This window comes from Corynebacterium sp. HMSC056E09, from assembly GCF_001813425.1.
Classification (GTDB): domain Bacteria; phylum Actinomycetota; class Actinomycetes; order Mycobacteriales; family Mycobacteriaceae; genus Corynebacterium; species Corynebacterium hesseae.
This window is the reverse complement of record NZ_KV812506.1, coordinates 1-16,631: the sequence shown is the minus strand read 5'-3', so window position 1 is coordinate 16,631 and position 16,631 is coordinate 1. Positions and strand designations below refer to the sequence as shown.

Annotated in this window: 16 protein-coding genes and 2 tRNA genes; 6 read left to right on the top strand and 12 right to left on the bottom strand. The window is 61.3% G+C overall.

Translation table 11 applies throughout. The features are described 5' to 3' along the window. Nucleotides 1–8: 8 nt before the first annotated feature. A complete protein-coding gene (locus HMPREF2912_RS07405) occupies nt 9–1,337 on the bottom strand; it encodes a sugar porter family MFS transporter (RefSeq protein WP_070522440.1) in 1,329 nt (442 codons plus the stop codon). Nucleotides 1,338–1,373: 36 nt separating this feature from the next. Between HMPREF2912_RS07405 and nadE the strand changes: the two genes are divergently transcribed. Beyond that, entirely contained in the window at nt 1,374–2,183 is an 810-nt protein-coding gene (gene nadE, locus HMPREF2912_RS07400; protein WP_209167934.1) for an ammonia-dependent NAD(+) synthetase, read from the top strand. A gap of 42 nt (nt 2,184–2,225) precedes the next feature. Here the strand turns inward: nadE and HMPREF2912_RS07395 are convergent, their stop codons facing one another. The 7 genes from HMPREF2912_RS07395 to pgm all read right to left on the bottom strand — a co-directional run bounded on the left by HMPREF2912_RS07395 (nt 2,226) and on the right by pgm (nt 6,700). Continuing rightward, nucleotides 2,226–2,948, bottom strand: coding sequence for a fructosamine kinase family protein (locus tag HMPREF2912_RS07395; protein WP_083304481.1), 723 nt, complete (start codon nt 2,946–2,948; stop codon nt 2,226–2,228). A 49-nt stretch (nt 2,949–2,997) separates the two neighbouring features. Next, nucleotides 2,998–3,070, bottom strand: a tRNA-Ala gene (locus HMPREF2912_RS07390). Nucleotides 3,071–3,092: 22 nt separating this feature from the next. After that, a tRNA-Ala gene (locus HMPREF2912_RS07385) sits at nt 3,093–3,165 on the bottom strand. A gap of 99 nt (nt 3,166–3,264) precedes the next feature. Beyond that, complete coding sequence (locus HMPREF2912_RS07380; RefSeq protein WP_070522447.1) at nt 3,265–4,017, bottom strand: DsbA family protein; 753 nt, start codon at nt 4,015–4,017, stop codon at nt 3,265–3,267. 58 nt (nt 4,018–4,075) lie between these two features. Continuing rightward, a complete protein-coding gene (locus tag HMPREF2912_RS07375) occupies nt 4,076–4,543 on the bottom strand; it encodes a MauE/DoxX family redox-associated membrane protein (RefSeq protein WP_070522450.1) in 468 nt (155 codons plus the stop codon). A 17-nt stretch (nt 4,544–4,560) separates the two neighbouring features. Next, nucleotides 4,561–5,022, bottom strand: a complete 462-nt coding sequence (locus HMPREF2912_RS07370) for a MauE/DoxX family redox-associated membrane protein (RefSeq protein ID WP_070522452.1) — start codon at nt 5,020–5,022, stop codon at nt 4,561–4,563. A gap of 61 nt (nt 5,023–5,083) precedes the next feature. Next, a complete protein-coding gene (gene pgm / locus HMPREF2912_RS07365; RefSeq protein WP_070522455.1) occupies nt 5,084–6,700 on the bottom strand; it encodes a phosphoglucomutase (alpha-D-glucose-1,6-bisphosphate-dependent) in 1,617 nt (538 codons plus the stop codon). A gap of 83 nt (nt 6,701–6,783) precedes the next feature. On the opposite strand from pgm, the gene HMPREF2912_RS07360 reads away from it, so the two are divergent. Both HMPREF2912_RS07360 and HMPREF2912_RS07355 read left to right on the top strand, forming a co-directional pair. Further along, the gene (locus HMPREF2912_RS07360; RefSeq protein WP_070530075.1) at nt 6,784–7,101 is read left to right on the top strand and encodes a fluoride efflux transporter family protein; all 318 of its coding nucleotides are present in this window, start codon (nt 6,784–6,786) and stop codon (nt 7,099–7,101) included. Continuing rightward, nucleotides 7,098–7,457, top strand: a complete 360-nt coding sequence (locus HMPREF2912_RS07355; protein WP_070522464.1) for a fluoride efflux transporter FluC — start codon at nt 7,098–7,100, stop codon at nt 7,455–7,457. The genes HMPREF2912_RS07360 and HMPREF2912_RS07355 overlap by 4 nt, the downstream gene beginning before the upstream one ends. Nucleotides 7,458–7,494: 37 nt before the next feature. On the opposite strand, the gene HMPREF2912_RS07350 is transcribed toward HMPREF2912_RS07355, so the two are convergent. After that, complete coding sequence (locus tag HMPREF2912_RS07350) at nt 7,495–10,041, bottom strand: ABC transporter permease (RefSeq protein ID WP_070683749.1); 2,547 nt, start codon at nt 10,039–10,041, stop codon at nt 7,495–7,497. A gap of 3 nt (nt 10,042–10,044) precedes the next feature. Further along, entirely contained in the window at nt 10,045–10,785 is a 741-nt protein-coding gene (locus HMPREF2912_RS07345) for an ABC transporter ATP-binding protein (protein WP_070530082.1), read from the bottom strand. 93 nt (nt 10,786–10,878) lie between these two features. On the opposite strand from HMPREF2912_RS07345, the gene HMPREF2912_RS07340 reads away from it, so the two are divergent. Continuing rightward, nucleotides 10,879–11,727 carry a phytoene/squalene synthase family protein gene (locus HMPREF2912_RS07340; protein WP_070561768.1) on the top strand — a complete coding sequence of 283 codons (849 nt, stop codon included), beginning with the start codon at nt 10,879–10,881 and terminating at the stop codon, nt 11,725–11,727. A 2-nt stretch (nt 11,728–11,729) separates the two neighbouring features. After that, on the top strand, nt 11,730–13,244 hold the full coding sequence (gene crtI, locus HMPREF2912_RS07335; RefSeq protein ID WP_070683747.1) for a phytoene desaturase family protein: 1,515 nt from the start codon (nt 11,730–11,732) through the stop codon (nt 13,242–13,244). Here the strand turns inward: crtI and HMPREF2912_RS07330 are convergent. Next, nucleotides 13,241–14,143, bottom strand: coding sequence for a DUF2262 domain-containing protein (locus tag HMPREF2912_RS07330; RefSeq protein ID WP_232755608.1), 903 nt, complete (start codon nt 14,141–14,143; stop codon nt 13,241–13,243). The two genes, crtI and HMPREF2912_RS07330, sit on opposite strands and share 4 nt — an antisense overlap. An 88-nt stretch (nt 14,144–14,231) precedes the next feature. On the opposite strand from HMPREF2912_RS07330, the gene mgtE reads away from it, so the two are divergent. Beyond that, nucleotides 14,232–15,596 carry a magnesium transporter gene (gene mgtE / locus HMPREF2912_RS07325; protein ID WP_070683745.1) on the top strand — a complete coding sequence of 455 codons (1,365 nt, stop codon included), beginning with the start codon at nt 14,232–14,234 and terminating at the stop codon, nt 15,594–15,596. A gap of 126 nt (nt 15,597–15,722) precedes the next feature. Here the strand turns inward: mgtE and HMPREF2912_RS07320 are convergent, their stop codons facing one another. After that, complete coding sequence (locus tag HMPREF2912_RS07320) at nt 15,723–16,250, bottom strand: CPBP family intramembrane glutamic endopeptidase (protein ID WP_070683743.1); 528 nt, start codon at nt 16,248–16,250, stop codon at nt 15,723–15,725. Between the last annotated feature and the right edge of the window lie 381 nt (nt 16,251–16,631).

Sequence of the window (16,631 nt, the reverse complement as noted above, 5' to 3'; positions counted from 1 at the left end):
CAAAACACTCAGCTTTCGGAGTAGCGGGAGCGCAGCTGCTCGGCAACATCCTCGAGGCTCTCCCCCGCCGTTTCCGGAACGAGTGCGCGGGTATATCCCACCGCGACGAGGCCTAAGACCGCGAAGATTCCAAAGGCCAGCGAGCCGCCGAGCCACTCGACCACCGGCAAGAAGAACTGCGCCACCGCCCAGTTACTCACCCACAGTGCCAGCCCAGCAATTCCCATGCCCACGCCGCGGACCTCTGGCGGCACGATTTCTGACATGAGCAACCACGTGGCCGGGGAGACTGCCGCCTGCTGAAAGGCAATGAACGCCGCCATGCACGCCAACGACAGCATGGCCAGCGGAATGGAGTCATGGGCGAAGTGATAGGCCACCGCGAGGACCACGAGTGAGACCACGTTGCCGCCTAGGCCCGCCAACAGCAGCCGGCGGCGTCCCAGCCGGTCAATCACGCGCATGCCCACGAGGCACGCTACGACGGATACCGCACCGATCACCATCGACGTATATACCGAGTTAGTAGTGGAGATACCCACCTGGTTCATCATCGTGGGCGCGAAGTACACAATGGCGTTCACACCCGTAATCTGCTGAGTCACCCCCATGAGCATGGCAAGCGCGATGGCCCAGCGCATCCAACGGTGGCGTCGCAAAGCTCGCCATTCACCCGTGCTCGGACGTGGACTAAGCTCCAACTCCGCTCCCTGCGCGCCGACCCGAGCGCTGACCGCGGCAGCTTCACGCGGTCGCCCTTGTGCCGCGAGCCATGCCGGGGTATCGGGCAGGAAGACCATGCCGAGCGCCAGCGCCGCGCCCGGGACCGCGGCCAGCCCCAGCATCCAATGCCAGCTGCCGCTTTCAGCCAATAGCGAGTTCACGCCATACGCCAGCAGCTGCCCCACGACGATCATGAGCGTATTGAGGGAGACCATCCGGCCCCGCACAGCCGCCGGGGTGATTTCAGAGATATACATCGGGGAGACGATCGACACCGCACCCACTGCCACGCCGAGGAATGCGCGGGCGGCAGCGAGTTCAGCGGCCGAGCTTGAAAGCGCGCACCACACGGAACCAGCCACAAAGATGAGCCCACCGGCGATGAGAGTGCGACGCCGCCCGATCATGCTCGCCACACGCCCAGCGACCAGCGCGCCGGCTGCCGCGCCAACCAAAAGCATCGAGGTCACCAGCCCCTCCTCGTGGGCGGACATGCCAAATTCCGGCCCAACGAAGAGGAGGGCGCCGGACATCACTCCGGTGTCATATCCAAAGAGCAGGCCACCCAGGGCGGCGACGCCTGCGACCATCATGACGTACGTATCTTTGTTCACGGGTTCCTATTGTCGCAGGCGGCTACCATTGGCGTCATGTCACATGAATCCATAGACCTCCAGCACGACATCATCGGGGCCCTCGGCGTAAAACCCAGTATCGATCCGGCAGAAGAGGTTGAGCGCCGCGTCGCCTTTTTGGTGGACTACCTACGCACAACCGGCGCGAAGGGCTTTGTCCTGGGCATCTCTGGCGGCCAGGACTCCACCCTGGCTGGGCGCTTGGCACAGCTGGCGGTGGCCCGCGTCGATGGCGCGGACTTCTGGGCCGTGCGCCTTCCCCACGGCGTACAGGCCGACGAGGATGACGCACAGATCGCCCTCGACTTTATCGAGCCCGACCACTGCCTCACCGTCAACATCGCCGAGGCCACCGCGGCTCTCGACGGCGCCGTGGCCAACGCCCTACACCAGGACTCCCTGGGGGACTTCAATCGAGGCAACCTCAAGGCCCGCCTGCGCATGGCCGCGCAGTACGCGCTGGCCGGCGAAGTCGGCGCGCTGGTCATCGGTACAGACCACGCCGCCGAAAACGTCACCGCCTTCTTTACCAAGTGGGGCGACGGCGCTGCCGACGTCCTGCCCCTCGCCGGGCTTAACAAGCGCCAGGGTGCTCAGCTTCTGAAGCATCTCGGCGCACCAGAATCTACGTGGAAGAAGGTTCCCACCGCAGATCTAGAGGATGACCGCCCCCTACTCTCTGACGAAGAAGCGCTCGGCGTCACCTACTCCCACATCGATGACTACCTCGAGGGCAAGGACGTGCCTGCCGCCGCCCAATCGCGCATCGAGACCTTGTGGCGCCGCGGCGCCCACAAGCGCACCATGCCGCCTGGGCCGCAATAATCTTCTGCCGGTTGCAGGGCGCTCTTAAGCAATGGAATCGCGCTAACGCAACGCGTCGAGCGTGGCCTCCGCTGCTTGTTCGAGCGGGCCGTAATACGCGGGCCCATGTGTTAAGGAATGCACCGCCAGCGGGTGCAGCTGATGCATGGGCACCCACTTCTCGTATTCCTTGGGCGCCCCGTACCCGCGGAGGATTTCCTCGTAGAACGGCGTGCCAAACAGTTCGAGCATGGCGAGGTCCGTCCACGGGTGACCGCCGTGTGCAGCTGGGTCGATCATCACGGCCGAAGCGTCAGTAAACAGTACGTTGCCTGCCCACAGGTCACCGTGAATGCGAGCCGGTTTCACGTCCCAGTCAGTGGCTTTTATGGCCTCACATGCTTGTCGGACAATCCCCTGCAATCCCTGAGGCAGTCCATCCACGAAAGGCAGCACTCGCTGCTCAGCGTAGAACTCGCCCCAGGATTCGCATGGTTCGCAGGGTTGCTCCACGCGTCCAATGAAGTTCGCGCCCTCCCAGCCCGCCGGTGGCGCGCCGAAGGCGGGCGCTCCCGCTTCATGGACCGTGCGCAGCGCAGCGCCAAAGGCGCGGGCAGCAGGAGCGCTCGGCCGCGCCTGCTCCACCCGCCGCGTGCTAAGAGAAGTAGAGGTGACTTCGGTGACGTCCACGACGACGGCGGCAAGCGCCTGCGCAAGCCATCTCAACCCAGCAGCCTCGGCGCCAGCTTGATCAGGACGGGACACGGTCTTGGTGAATACATCCATGGCCCCAGCATAGGAAAAGGCCGCCCCCATTCAAGGAGACGGCCGAAAGTGGAGCTAACGGGATTCGAACCCGTGACCCCCACACTGCCAGTGTGGTGCGCTACCAACTGCGCCATAGCCCCAGAGCTGTATTGAATTATGAAGTGGAGCTAACGGGATTCGAACCCGTGACCCCCACACTGCCAGTGTGGTGCGCTACCAACTGCGCCATAGCCCCTTATACGAGGTGCAACCTTTGTGATTGCAACTCGTATCAATATATCGCCTCCGTTTTCACTCACCAAATCGCGAGTTTAGGTGCGGTATTTGCACGCCCCTACTTAGCGGCGACGAGGTCGACCCACTCCATGATGGAGGTCTTGTCATCCTCCGGAATGTCCTTGCCGTCCTTGATGATGCGCGGCGAGGACACGCTGCCGGTGTCGGCTTCCAGCTTCTCGTAGTTCGCGGTTACTAGGGCGTTGCCCTTGCCCACCGGTGCATCCTCGATGGCTTTGACGGTGTCCTTATCCGCGCCCAAGGACTTAGCGGCCTGCGCGAAGTCCTTCATCTCCCACTTGTTGTACACCTTGGACTGCTCATCCATGAGGTACTTACGCAGGTTCCAGTAGAGCTGTACGTCACCGGACTTGGCCACCTGCTCCATCGCAGCCGCGGCCTTGGAGGAGTGTCCCTCGTTGGACTTGATGCTCTCGATGCCATTCGGGCTGCCATCCAGGAAGTTGAGGGTGCGCACCTTAACGATGAGCTTGCCCTGTTCAATCTTTTCCTTCATCTGATCATCGGTCTGCTTGGCCAGATCAGAGCAGTGAGGGCAAGAGTAGTCCTCGTACAGCTCGACCTCCGGCGCATCCTTGGCGTCGGTAGCCTTGAGGGTCACGGCGTTATCAGCAAAGGACATCTCCATATTGACGTCCTGCTTGGTGTAGCCTTCCAAGCCCTCAACGCTGGCACCACGGTTTTGGTAGAAGATAAAGCCGAGCACGACGGCAATAATCACCAGCAGAACACCGATGCCCCACAGGAATCCGCTGTTGTTATTGGCGGTGGGGTCTTTAACTGTACTCATTGAGAAACCTTGTCTTGTATGACGTAAATGGAACGAACCGAAATCCTACACACCGCTGTTAAGGGTGCAATGCAAACTTGGTGAAGGGACGCTTGATTGTCCACACCATTAACACAGAATAGAAGACATCACGCAGCAGTGTCATCATGTAGTTCATCACCTGCGCGTCTTCATCAGGGCTAACGGAGAAACAACCGCAGTCAATCCCGAGCCCTCGCATCCACGCTTGCGCAATGCCAATCATGAATAGAACGAGGACAATCTGTCCCACCCATGCCGATTGGCGCAGGAACAGCCCCAGCAGCAGCAACAGGCCGCCGCACACTTCCAACGGGCCAATCAGGTAGGACAAATACTGAGACCACTCTGGTGTAAAGATCTCATAGGCCTTGATGCTTTGCGATACCGCGAGCTGATCCGACAGCTTCGACGCTCCCGCTTTGATCCACACATAGGCCATATAAAAGCGCGCGAATGCACTAATGACGTCAAGCACAAGGGCGGCGCTGATTTTGTCTTTGATCACGAGCACAGCCTAACAAGTTAAGGGTGGAGAGCGTAACGGCGATACGGGCGCCAGATTGTCCAAAGGGTGAGGACCAAGAAGGTTGCATCACGCAGCAGCGTCAGCGCGTAGTTCATGCCTTGGCTCACGTCGGCGGGGTCATAGCCGAAACAACCGCAATCGATCACCAGCCCACGCGCCCATGCCTGGGAGATTCCCACCATGAAGAGGACTAAGACCACCGCCGCGACTGCCGACGCCTCCCTCAAGAACAACCCCAGCAGCAACAGCACCCCACCCATGAGTTCCAAGGGTCCGATGAGGTAGGCCAAGTATCCGGACCATTCCGGGGTGAAGATGCCGTAGGCCTCGATGGCCTGGGTCATCTCCATCCTGGCGTCCAGCTTCTGAATACCGGCGATAATCCACACGGCAGCCATTCCAAAACGCACCAGCGCGCTCATCAGATCGGCGGCCGACATGGATTTTGCGGATGTCATAATTCATTAGCCTAGTCTCGGACCTGGCTTCGGACCCAGACTTCAGCCCTGGCCTTCAGACCTAGCCTTCGAGAACCTGCGACACCAACGCCTGCGCCTCTTCCTGCACCTGCTTAAGGTGTTCTTCGCCACGGAAGCTCTCGGCATAGATCTTGTACTTGTCCTCCGTGCCGGAAGGGCGGGCAGCGAACCACGCGTTCTCCGTCGCCACCTTCAGGCCGCCAATCGCTGCGCCGTTGCCGGGGGCCTCGGTGAGTTTGGCCACGATCTTCTCCCCAGCCAGCTCAGTCGCCGTCACCTGCTCCGGGGAAAGCTTCTTCAGGATGGCCTTCTGCTCGCGGGTAGCTGGGGCGTCGGTCCGCGCATAAGCTGGCGCACCGTATTCTTCGGCCAGCTCCGCATAGCGTTGAGACGGGGTCTTGCCCGTGACCGCCAAGATCTCGGCAGCCAAGAGATCCATGATGATGCCATCCTTATCGGTGGACCACACGGTCCCATCGAAGCGCAGGAAGGAAGCACCAGCAGATTCCTCACCGCCGAAGCCCAGGGTGCCGCCGACAAGCCCCGGCACAAACCACTTGAAGCCCACCGGAACCTCCACGAGCTCACGGCCCAGGCTGGCCACGACGCGATCGATCATGGAGGAAGACACCAAGGTCTTGCCCACCCCGGCCTCACCCCACTCGGGACGGTGGCTAAACAGGTACTCAATGGCCACCGCTAGGTAGTGGTTCGGATTCATCAGACCCGCATCCGGGGTGACGATGCCGTGGCGATCAGAATCCGCGTCGTTGCCCGTGGCCAAGTCGTACTTGGAGCGGTTCTGAACCAACGAAGCCATGGCGTCCGGGGAGGAGCAGTCCATGCGGATCTTGCCGTCAGTATCCAGAGTCATGAAGCGGAAGGTGCCGTCTACCTCTGGGTTCACCACCGTCATGTTGAGCCCGTAGTGCTCGGCGATGGCCGCCCAGTAGTCCACCGAGGCGCCGCCCATCGGGTCCGCGCCGATGCGCACACCGGCCTCTTTAATGGCCGCCATGTCCACAACGTTGGCTAGGTCAGCCACGTAGGAGTCGAGGTAGTTGTGCTTCACGCAGCGCTCATCGAGCACGCCGTCAACCGCCACGCGCTTGACGCCCTCCAACCCGGCGCGCAGATAGTCGTTGGCCTTGGCTGCAATCCAGTCGGTGGCATCCGTGTCTGCTGGGCCGCCCGTCGGCGGGTTGTACTTGAAGCCGCCATCGCGCGGCGGATTGTGGGAGGGAGTGATCACGATGCCATCGGTGCCCGGGTTGGTCAGGATGGCGTGGGAGACGGCCGGGGTCGGGGTGTAGCGGCCGCGGTCATCCACGCGAACCTCCAACCCATTAGCAAGGAGAACCTCAAGGGCGGAGACCATGGCGGGCTCGGACAAAGCGTGGGTATCGCGGCCGATGAAAATGGCGCCCGTGGTCCCCTGCTCAGCGCGGTAGTCCACGATGGCCTGGGTAATCGCCAAGATGTGAGCCTCGTTGAAGGCGGTGTCCAAGGCGGAGCCGCGGTGCCCTGAGGTGCCGAAGGCGACCTGCTGGTCGGGGTTATCTGCATCGGGGGTGCGGGTGTAATACGCGGTGACTAGTTCTGCAATATCGATGAGATCGGAAGGCTGGGCTAGCTGGCCGGCGCGCTCGTGTGCCATGGTGGGTTCCTCCTTGGAGACGTGGATACACCCTAAGCTTGCCTGCTTCACGTTGGTTTCGCATCCCAATTAGGATGGTGCCTATGCCACAGATCCTTCTTGTGGGCTGCGGGACCGCGCTCGGGGCGCTGACTCGCTTCGTCCTCACTACGCTTCTCGGGGGTGGCGCGCTGCCGCTGCTACTCATCAACGTTCTTGGCAGTGCTGTCATGGGCTATGCCAAGCCACCAGCGTTCTGGGGCACGGGTTTCTTAGGCGGCTTCACTAGCTTTGCCGCTTTCGCCTTCCTCACCTCCGGCTTCGGCCCAGCGCAGGCGGGGGCGTACGTCGTTGCGACAGTCGCCGGTTGTACTGCCGCTTATCTCATGGGTGACCGTCTCCAGGATCGGGGCCGCGCATGATCCTCTCCATCTTGGCGGTCCTCGCCGGCGGCTTTGTTGGCGGCTGCGGGCGCTACTTGCTCACCCGTGTGCTCCCCTCCCCCACGTGTACCTTTGCCGCCAACCTCGTCGGCGCGGCGGTGGCCGGTGTGGCCTATGGCTATGCCACGCATGCACACGCCCCCGAGTATTTCCTACCCCTGCTGGCGGCCGGACTCGCCGGCGGGCTATCCACGTGGTCCACGATGGCCAAGGAACTCGGTGAAATGATAAAGGCCAAGCGTTGGTGGCGCTTGGCACGTTATCTCTTCTGGACCATCGGCCTAGGAATCATCGTGGCCTGGCGCGGGGCGTGGGTCGGCTCGCTGCTGGCCTAACCCGCCTCCCACGCCCCTTGTGCAGCCACAGGCTGTGTTAGTCGGCGATAGCGTCCAACGGCGGGGTCTTCGCCGCGCGCTGCGCCGGCCACAGGGCCGCCAGCACACCGACGATTCCCGAGCCCACGAACATGACCGCGAGCATCATCCACGGCACCGTCGCGGAATCGAGGCCTTCGTCGGAAAGCACGGAGATGAAGGACCACCCCATCCCCAATCCCATGAGGATGCCCATGAGCGCGCCGAAGAGGGCGATCTGTACCGATTCCACCGTGATCATTGTGCGAATCTGGCGGCGTTGAGTACCCACCGCGCGCAGCATACCGATCTCTTGACGGCGTTCGATCACGCCGAGGGTGAGGGTATTGACAATGCCCAGGACAGCGATGACCACAGCCAAAGCCAGCAGCGCGTAGAGAATCGTGAGCATCTGGTCAATCATTCCGGCGGCCTCGCCGGCGTATTCCTCGCTGGTGCGCACCTGTACCACAACGAGGTCCCTGACGGACTTCTCCAGGTTGGCGCGCAGCTTCTCCTTGTCATAGCCTTCTTCCGCGTTCACGGAAACCACCGTGACGTCGAGGCTGCTGGGGTCGATGACCTCTTCTGCCGCGGATTGGGATACGGCCAGGCCCGGAAGCATCTGGAAAGGTTCATAGGTGCCGAGGAGTTTTACCTGCGCGGTACGCGAGGGATCGGGCCCCGCCAGCTCATAGCTCTGGCCGACCTCCCAACCTTGCTTCTCAGCCAGGGCAGAGTCGGCGATGAAGCCCGGTTCCTCACCCGTATTCAGGGCACCATCTACCAAGGTCAGGTTGAGCATGTCATCGGCGTTGCCATCGATGATCTGGCTGATCATCATTTCCGGGCCATAATTCATCGAAGCCTGACCATCCACCTGCAGGGGTGCTGTGCTCATCGCCACGAGCTGTCCGACGCCCTCGGTATCGCGGGCGCGCTGCACCGTCTCGTTCGGCGTCGGGAAGTTTCCAGACGTCGGCCCGGACAGCAAGAAGTCCGCGCGGGCGTCCTGCTCGACGGCGTCGGCCACCGAGGCCTTCATCGTCGCACCCAACATGCCGATCGATGTCACCAGCGCCACGCCCAGCATGAGAGCGAACGCAGTCGCCGCGGTACGGCGCGGATTGCGCGCCGAGTTCGTCGATGCCAGCTTGCCGACCGCGCCAAAGGGCGCGCCAACCACGCGGCCGATCGCCGGAACGATAGGCAAGGAGATGGCCGGTCCCGCAAGGAAGAAGCCGAGGATGAGGTTGAGCGAGCCGAGGCCCACGAGTGTGGCGCGGATGCCCGTGGAGGCGTCGACAAGCACGCCCACGAGCGCAAAAATAATGCCGACGACGAGCAGCAGCCCGCCCAGCACGCTGCGCACCAGCAGCGAAGCGCCCGCCGCGGACTCGGTGGTGCGCATGGCTTCCACGGGCTTGACCGCGCCTGCCCGGCGCGCCGGTGCCCACGCGGAAACGATGGTGACCAATGCGCCCAGAATCAACGGCACAAGCACAGCGCTCAAGCTCAGGCCCAGGCCGCCGCCCATGGGCATGCCCTTGGCTTCGAAGACGGCCTTAATGATCGCCACCAGGCCCATGCCCGCTGCCACGCCCACGGCAGAGCCCACGAGGCCCACGATGAAGGCCTCCGTCACCACCGAGCGCGTAATCTGGCCGCGGGATGCACCGAGTGCGCGCAGCAGCGCGAACTCCTTGGTGCGCTGAGCCACGATCATGGAGAACGTGTTCGCGATGATGAACGTGCCCACCAGCAGCGCGATGAGGCCGAAGGCGATGAGGAAGTAGTTGACGAATTTCAGGGCAGAGGAAATCTGATCCGAAATCTCATCGGCCAGCTTCTGGCCAGATTCCGCCTTAACCTCGAAGGTCTCGTTGAGGTGATCCACGAGCTCATCGGCGCTCACTCCCTCGGCCGCAGCGACCTTCAGCTGTTCGGAATTGCCGTATCGCTCGACGAAGGCCTCGTGGTCCATGAGCAGCGTCAGGCTGGGGCCTTGGTCCACCACAGGCTTGACGACGCCCACGACCTTAACCTCATCACGCTGGTCCGGGTGGACCACGAGGAGGCTGTCGCCGATCTTGATATCGAACTCTTCCGCAGCCGAGTCGTTGATGAGAACCTCACCGGTCCCGTGAGGCGCGGAGCCGTCGACAAGCGTGGCGGGCTCACCGACGGACTGGTCCTCCGGGTAGTAGGGCTGCACGCTGGAGGTGCCGCCACCGGTTTGAAAGGCCTCGGCATCCTTGTTGGCAACCACGACGGTCTGGCTACTTTGCATGTTGACTGCGCGCACGTCGGGGTCGGCGGCGATGTCATCGCGCATCTTCTGGTCGAGGATTGGGCCGCCTTCCTTCTGGCTCACAGCCGCATCCACACCGGTAAATGCGGTAGACACCGCAGAGTCGAAGGTGTTCGACAAAGACTTGGTGAACATGAAGGACCCCGAGATGAAGGCGGTGCCGAGCACCACCGCCAGTAGGGTCAGGGCAAGGCGCAGCTTGTGCGCGAGAATATTGCGCACGGACACCGTGCGCATGGTGTTCTTTGTGGCCATGCTCTAGCCCTCGATTTCTGCCATCACGGCGTGGATGGACTCCATGGTCGGGTTGTTCAGCTCGTTGACCAGGCGACCATCAGCAAGGAAGACCACGCGGTCTGCGTAGGATGCGGCCTTCGCATCGTGCGTCACGATGACGACGGTCTGGCCGTCCTGATCCACTGCGGTGCGCAAAATATCGAGCACCTCGGCGGAAGAGTTGGAGTCCAGGTTGCCGGTCGGTTCATCGCCAAAGATGATTTCCGGGCGCGAAACCAGAGCGCGCGCGCAAGCCACGCGCTGCTGCTGGCCACCGGAGAGCTCTGATGGGCGGTGGTTCAAGCGGTTGGACAGGCCCAGACGGGAAGTGACCTCATCGAACCATTCCTTATCTACCTTGTTGCCAGCGATATCGGTGGGCAGCGTGATGTTCTCTGCCGCGGTCAGCGTGGGCACCAGGTTGAAGGACTGGAAGATGAAGCCCAAGCGGTCGCGGCGCAGGGCGGTAATATCCTTGTCGCTGAGCTGCGACATGTCGGTGTCACCGATGAAGGCCGAGCCGGACGTCGCCGAATCGAGCCCCGCCATGGTGTGCATGAGCGTGGACTTGCCGGAGCCCGAAGGGCCCATGATGGCGGTAAAGGTATTGCGCGCGAACTCAACGTCGACGTGGTCCAACGCGGTAACTGCGGTATCTCCCTGACCGTATTGTTTGAACAGGTCGACGGCGCGAGCCGCAGCAGTCATCGTTGGGGTTGTCATGGACGTGTTCTCCTTATAGATGGGGAAAGTAACGTCCCTACCCTATCCTGCCCTGGGTAAGTTATGTGACGCGTGTGGTCTAAAATATGCTCCATGCGCGCATCTCTTTCCGCTCTGGAACATTACGACCGCTGTGCCGAAGCCGCCGCGGCTCAAATCATGCGCCACTACTCCACCAGTTTTTCCCTGGCCACGCGGCTTCTTTCCCCCAGGGTCCGGGTGGACATCCGCAATTTATACGCCATGGTGCGCACCGCCGATGAAATCGTCGACGCCGGGCTCGATCCCCAGGACGCCGCCGTGCTTCTCGACGCCTACGAGGCCACCGTCCGCGCCGCCCCGTCCCAGCGTTTTCACGCTGATCCGATCGTGCATGCCTTTGCGCTTTCCGCGCGGCGTTGCGGGTTCAGCGATGAGCACGTTGCACAGTTCTTTTCCTCCATGCGTTGCGATCTGACGCACCGCACGCACACCCACGACTCCTTCGAGGATTACGTGTGCGGCTCCGCGGAGGTCATTGGGCTCTTGTGCCTGGACGCCTTCTACGCCGGCGGGCCCCGCCCGTCCGGAATCGAGGAAGGCGCGCGGCGCCTGGGCGCGGCCTTTCAGAAGATCAATTTCTTGCGCGACCTGCGCGAGGATTCCGCAGAGCTGGGCCGCTCCTATTTCCCGGACCTGCCGGACCCGGCCAGCTTGGATGAGGAGCGGAAAACGGCAATCATCGCTGATATTCGGCGCGACCTGGCTGTAGCGCGCGGCGCGATGGAGAAGTTGCCGCGTGGTTCGCGGGTGGGCGTGGCGGCTGCGACGGCCCTGTTTACCGAGCTCACCGACCAGCTCGCGGCCACCCCCGCCGCCGATATTCTCACGACACGAGTCTCCGTCTCGCCGGCACGCAAGGCATTCTTGGTGAGCCGGGCAGCGGCATCGGCGGTGAAGTAGCTATGGGCAAGCGTGTTGTCGTCATCGGCGCGGGCATCGCTGGCCTGGCCAGCGCGGCGCTGTTGCTGCGTGAGGGTTGGGACGTGGTGGTCGTCGAGAAGCAGCACAGCGTCGGCGGGCGCGCAGGCGAACTGGAGGTCGACGGTTTCCGCTTCGATACGGGCCCGTCCTGGTACCTCATGCCGGAAGCCTTCGACGAGTTTTTCCGTGCCTGCGGGACGAGCACCGCGCGCGAGCTGGACTTGGTTGACCTCTCCCCCGCCTATCGCGTCTACAACGACGACGGCGCCTTCCTCGACATTCACAGCGGCGTGGACAACGTTGTTCGGCTTTTTGAGTCCATCGAGCCGGGCGCAGGCGAGCGCGTGCGCGCCTACTTAGCGCGCTCCTCTGATATCTATGCCGTGGCGCTAAGCAGCTTTTTGTACACCACGTTTTCCCACCCCACGCAGCTTTTAACCCGGGACGTGCTCACGCGGCTGGGTACGCTGGCGCTACTTCTCACGCGGTCCTTGGACCGGCTGGTGGCAGCACAGTTTCAGGACTACCGCCTGCGCCAGGTGCTAACCTACCCGGCGGTGTTTTTGTCCACGGAGCCAACAGCTGCACCGGCGCTGTACTCCTTGATGAGCCACACCGATTTGGTCGAAGGCGTGCGCTACCCGCAAGGTGGTTTCGCCGCGGTGGTCGCGGCGATTGCGCGCCAGGCACAAGGCGCAACCTTCCTCATGGATACGGCGGTGACGGCGATTGAGCGCGCAGAAGGTCGTGCGACTGGCGTGCGGCTGGACGACGGCCGCTTCATCTCCGCCGAGGCCGTCGTGTCCGCGGCGGACCTGCGCCATACTGAAACTGCTCTGCTGCCTCAGTCAGCGCGGACATATCCCGAGAGCTATTTCGCGCGACGCGACCCGGGCCTCGGCACGGTGTTGGTCTTCCTCGGCGTGCGGGGCGCGCTGCCGGAGCTGGCCCACCACACCCTTCTTTTCAGCAAGGATTGGGAGCCCGATTTCCGGGCGGTGTATCACGCTCCGGAGGCTTCGCGCCCGCTGGGGGCGTCGGAGTCCATCTACGTGTCGAAGACCTCCGCGACGGATCCTGCCGTGGCGCCGGAGGGCTGCGAGAATCTCTTTGTGCTGGTCCCCGTGCCGGCGGAGGAAAACTTCGGCGCGGGTAACGCCTATGGCGAAGAAGAATCGCCCCGCGTTGGCGCAATTGCCGATGCCGCGATTCACCAACTCGGCACGTGGCTTGGCATTCCCGACTTTGCTGAGCGCATCGTGGTGCGCCGGACGGTCGGCCCCTCTGATTTTGCGCGGCGCTACAACTCCTGGGCTGGTGGCGCGGTGGGACCCGCGCATACGTTGCGGCAATCCGCCTTCTTCCGCGGGCGCAATGCCTCGCGAAAACTCAAGAACCTGTACTACGCGGGCGGTACGACGGTACCGGGTGTTGGTGTACCGATGTGCCTCATTTCCGCGCACAATGTCATCACGCGGATGCGCGAACAGCACTAAGCGTCAAGCTCAAGGGCTGCGGGTGCACCGCTGCGTTTAGTCTTCACCGTCACGGCGTGCCCACCAAAAAGATAGCCATCATCGAATTCCACGCTGAGGTGTCCGCGTTGGGGGACTTCAACGGCAACGGGCGTGAGTTTGGCGTATACGTCGCCGGCCGTGAGCTCAGGTGCCGGGACGTTTGCGCCCTCGGACAGGGCGACGTCATGGCGCCAGCGGTTCGCAGCTCGAAGAGCTTTTTTGGCGGCAAAGCGCCGGGCCTCATCGATGAACTCAGCACTGAGGACCTTATTGATAACGGTGAGGGGTGCCTTGAATTTTCGCCTCAGGTTCGCGCTCTCCGCGAGGAGAAGCTCCTCCCCTTCGTACCAGATGCTGAAATCAACTCCGAGCTCTTCTGCCCTACCGTCGAACGTGTTCGTACTGCGATCGAGCACCAACGGACCGAACTTGGAATCGAGCTCTACCGGAACGGCAATCCGAGCGAGGAGCTGCTCCATTGCCTCGTCTTCCGCATCTGGGAGGATCTCCCAGATATCGACGTAGTGTTCTTTGTTCCTCTCGTGGAAGTGGTGGCTGCCCCGAGCATGAATCACCGTGAAAGGCTCAAGCTCTGCAACTTCGCGCGGATCCCACAGCGTCTTTCCTGCGACTGTCTGGAAGAGCTGCGGATAGCGCACGTCGACGTCACCAGTAATCAGCTCGCCCTCAGGCAAAATCTTTAAGGCGACTCCAGGCATGTTCATGAGCTGAATATGCGTCTTGTCCTCAGCGTAGGGATCATCGCTCACCCACTTCTTCGGCACATCTGCCACAACGAAGAGAAACTCTGCCTCCTCGCAGCGCAGGATAGAGCTGACGACGTCATTGTCCGAGAATTCACGGTAGAGGGAAAGCATGCCGCAATAGTACATACGTGAAAAGGCTACGCAGCGCTCCATGGCGTAGTCTGAGGAGGTTGACGTCGAGTAGAAGGGCGAAAGGCCGATGGCAGAAACGATTGAGCAGGCCGCCGAAATTGTTGAGGAGTGGCTCAAGCAAGAAGACGCCATCGACCCCCAAAAGGCTCCTCGGCTCCAAGAGCTCTTAGCTCGCGTTCCACGTCAAGAGCTCATCGCGATTGTGGAGCGCCAGAATGCTCTCCGCGCCGCATTGGCGTTAAGGCTGCTGCCGCGTCAAAAATCTATCGCGGTCTTCGATGCGCTTGATGCCAAACACCAAGCGGACATCATTGACGAGTTGGGCAACGCCGATGTCTACGAATTCTTCGACGAGCTGGATCCCGAAGACCGCGTGGCGCTGTTGGACGAGCTTCCTGCGGAAATTGCGGATCGCCTCCTCCGTTCGCTGACTCAGACTCAGCGCGATGTGACCGGAGTGATTCTCGGGTACACGAAGGGATCCGTCGGCCGCCGTATGTCGCCGGAGGTGCCCAATATCCACCCGGAAATGAGCATGGAAGATGCCCTGCGCACCCTCCGCGACAACGCCGATGAGCTGGAAACCATCTATACCGTTCCTGTGACGCGTAAGGACCGGCGTCTGGTGGGCGTCGTCAGCCTGCGCGAGCTCTTCACGGCTGAACGCGGCATTCTCATTGAGGACATCATGAACGAGCCGGTGTATGCATACGCGACTGCCGACGCCGAAGAGACCGTCCGCTGGTTCTTGCCCCTCGACATGCTGGCGCTACCGATTGTGGATGATTCACACCGCCTCGTTGGCCTTCTTACCTGGGATGATGCAACCGACATTATGGAAGAGGCGGACAGCGAGGACTCGGCTCGTTCCGGCGGTACGGAAGCTCTCCAGCAGCCGTACTTGTCGACGCCCCTTCTCAAGCTCGTCCGCTCCCGCATTCTCTGGCTGCTCGTTCTCGCCGTATCGGCTCTGTTGACCGTGCGGGTTCTCGATTCCTTCGAGGACACCTTGGCCAAGGCAGTTGTACTGTCTCTGTTCATCCCTCTGCTCACCGGCACGGGCGGCAATACAGGAAACCAGGCAGCTACTACTGTGACCCGCGCGCTCGCGCTTGGCGACGTCCGCACGCGCGACCTCTTGGCAGTCATGTGGCGGGAATTGCGCGTCGGAATGTTGCTCGGCGCCGTACTGGGGCTGGCCGGTCTTGTCTTGGCGACGGTCATCTATGGCCTCGATATCGGCCTCGTCATCGGCTCCACGCTGTTTCTCATTTGTTCGATGTCCGCGACTGTTGGTGGTCTCATGCCCATTGTGGCTAAGACTGTTGGCGCGGACCCTGCGGTCTTCTCTAACCCATTCATCTCTACCTTCTGTGATGCAACGGGCTTGATCATCTACTTCTTCATTGCAAAGACCGTCTTAGGAATCTAACTGGATACAGAAGAGTGTCCGCGAAGCCGTACGAGGACTGCTACGTGACAAATAGGCACGCGCCCCAATCTTTGGTGCGAATTGACAGCCACTAACCGCCCTGAGCGCCCGCGCACAATCCTTCGCTTATCCCGCAAGCAGTCCAATTGCAAGGTTAATAGCAGCGTGCAATATTGCGCATTCAATGACGCTTCCCGAGCGGTATCGCACCACTCCCAGGATCCACCCGCAGAGAAACTGAACCGGAAGTATGGGCCACAACTGCGCATCGAAGCTCAACAACATCAAATGAGGCAGAAGAAAAACTCCCGCTTGGAGCGTGTTACCACCCCAGAACCCCCAGGATCGAAGAAGTAAACCGCCAACAAATCCTCGGAAAAACACTTCCTCGCCTATAGCCCTGAAAATGACAGCAAGGCTTACCCCTTGAGACAGAACCACCCCCGGTATGGCCAGACTAGCCGTCGATACAAGACGGATACCAACGTATCCTATTCCAATCAGCACGGGGAAAAGGATGATGCCTAGTACTACTGTTTGCCAATTTCCCAATCGCCAACCCACATTTGCCCGAGCTTGAGAAACCCCAATTCTCTTGCGCTGAAAAATGATATAAAGCACTGAAGGAACGAGAAACAAAAGGAATTCAAACATCTTCTCCGTACCCTAATCCCGGACCGGGTTGGCTACTTAGCCAGAAAACTCGGTGCCCAGTTTACAATTCTGTATGAGGACGAGACGCCCGAGCATTGGTGGGGTAGATCATACTTCCGTGGCCCTTTCGCAGTAGTTAGGAACTAGGCAGCTACCCGGGTGGGTATGAGCCTTGTTTATCAGCGCTTTCAGGTGAACATGATTAGGCCCAATTGCCGAGGCGGGGCCTAATGAATCTGTCAGTAAAAAGCTATTTGTTCAGACCTGGAAGTGCAGACCTGCCGCGTTGTGAAAACGAGAAGGAGACCGTTAAAGCAATGATGGTGCTTTAACGGTCTCTTCGTTGTTTGTATTGAGTTGTTTGTTGTTGTTTGGTGTCGG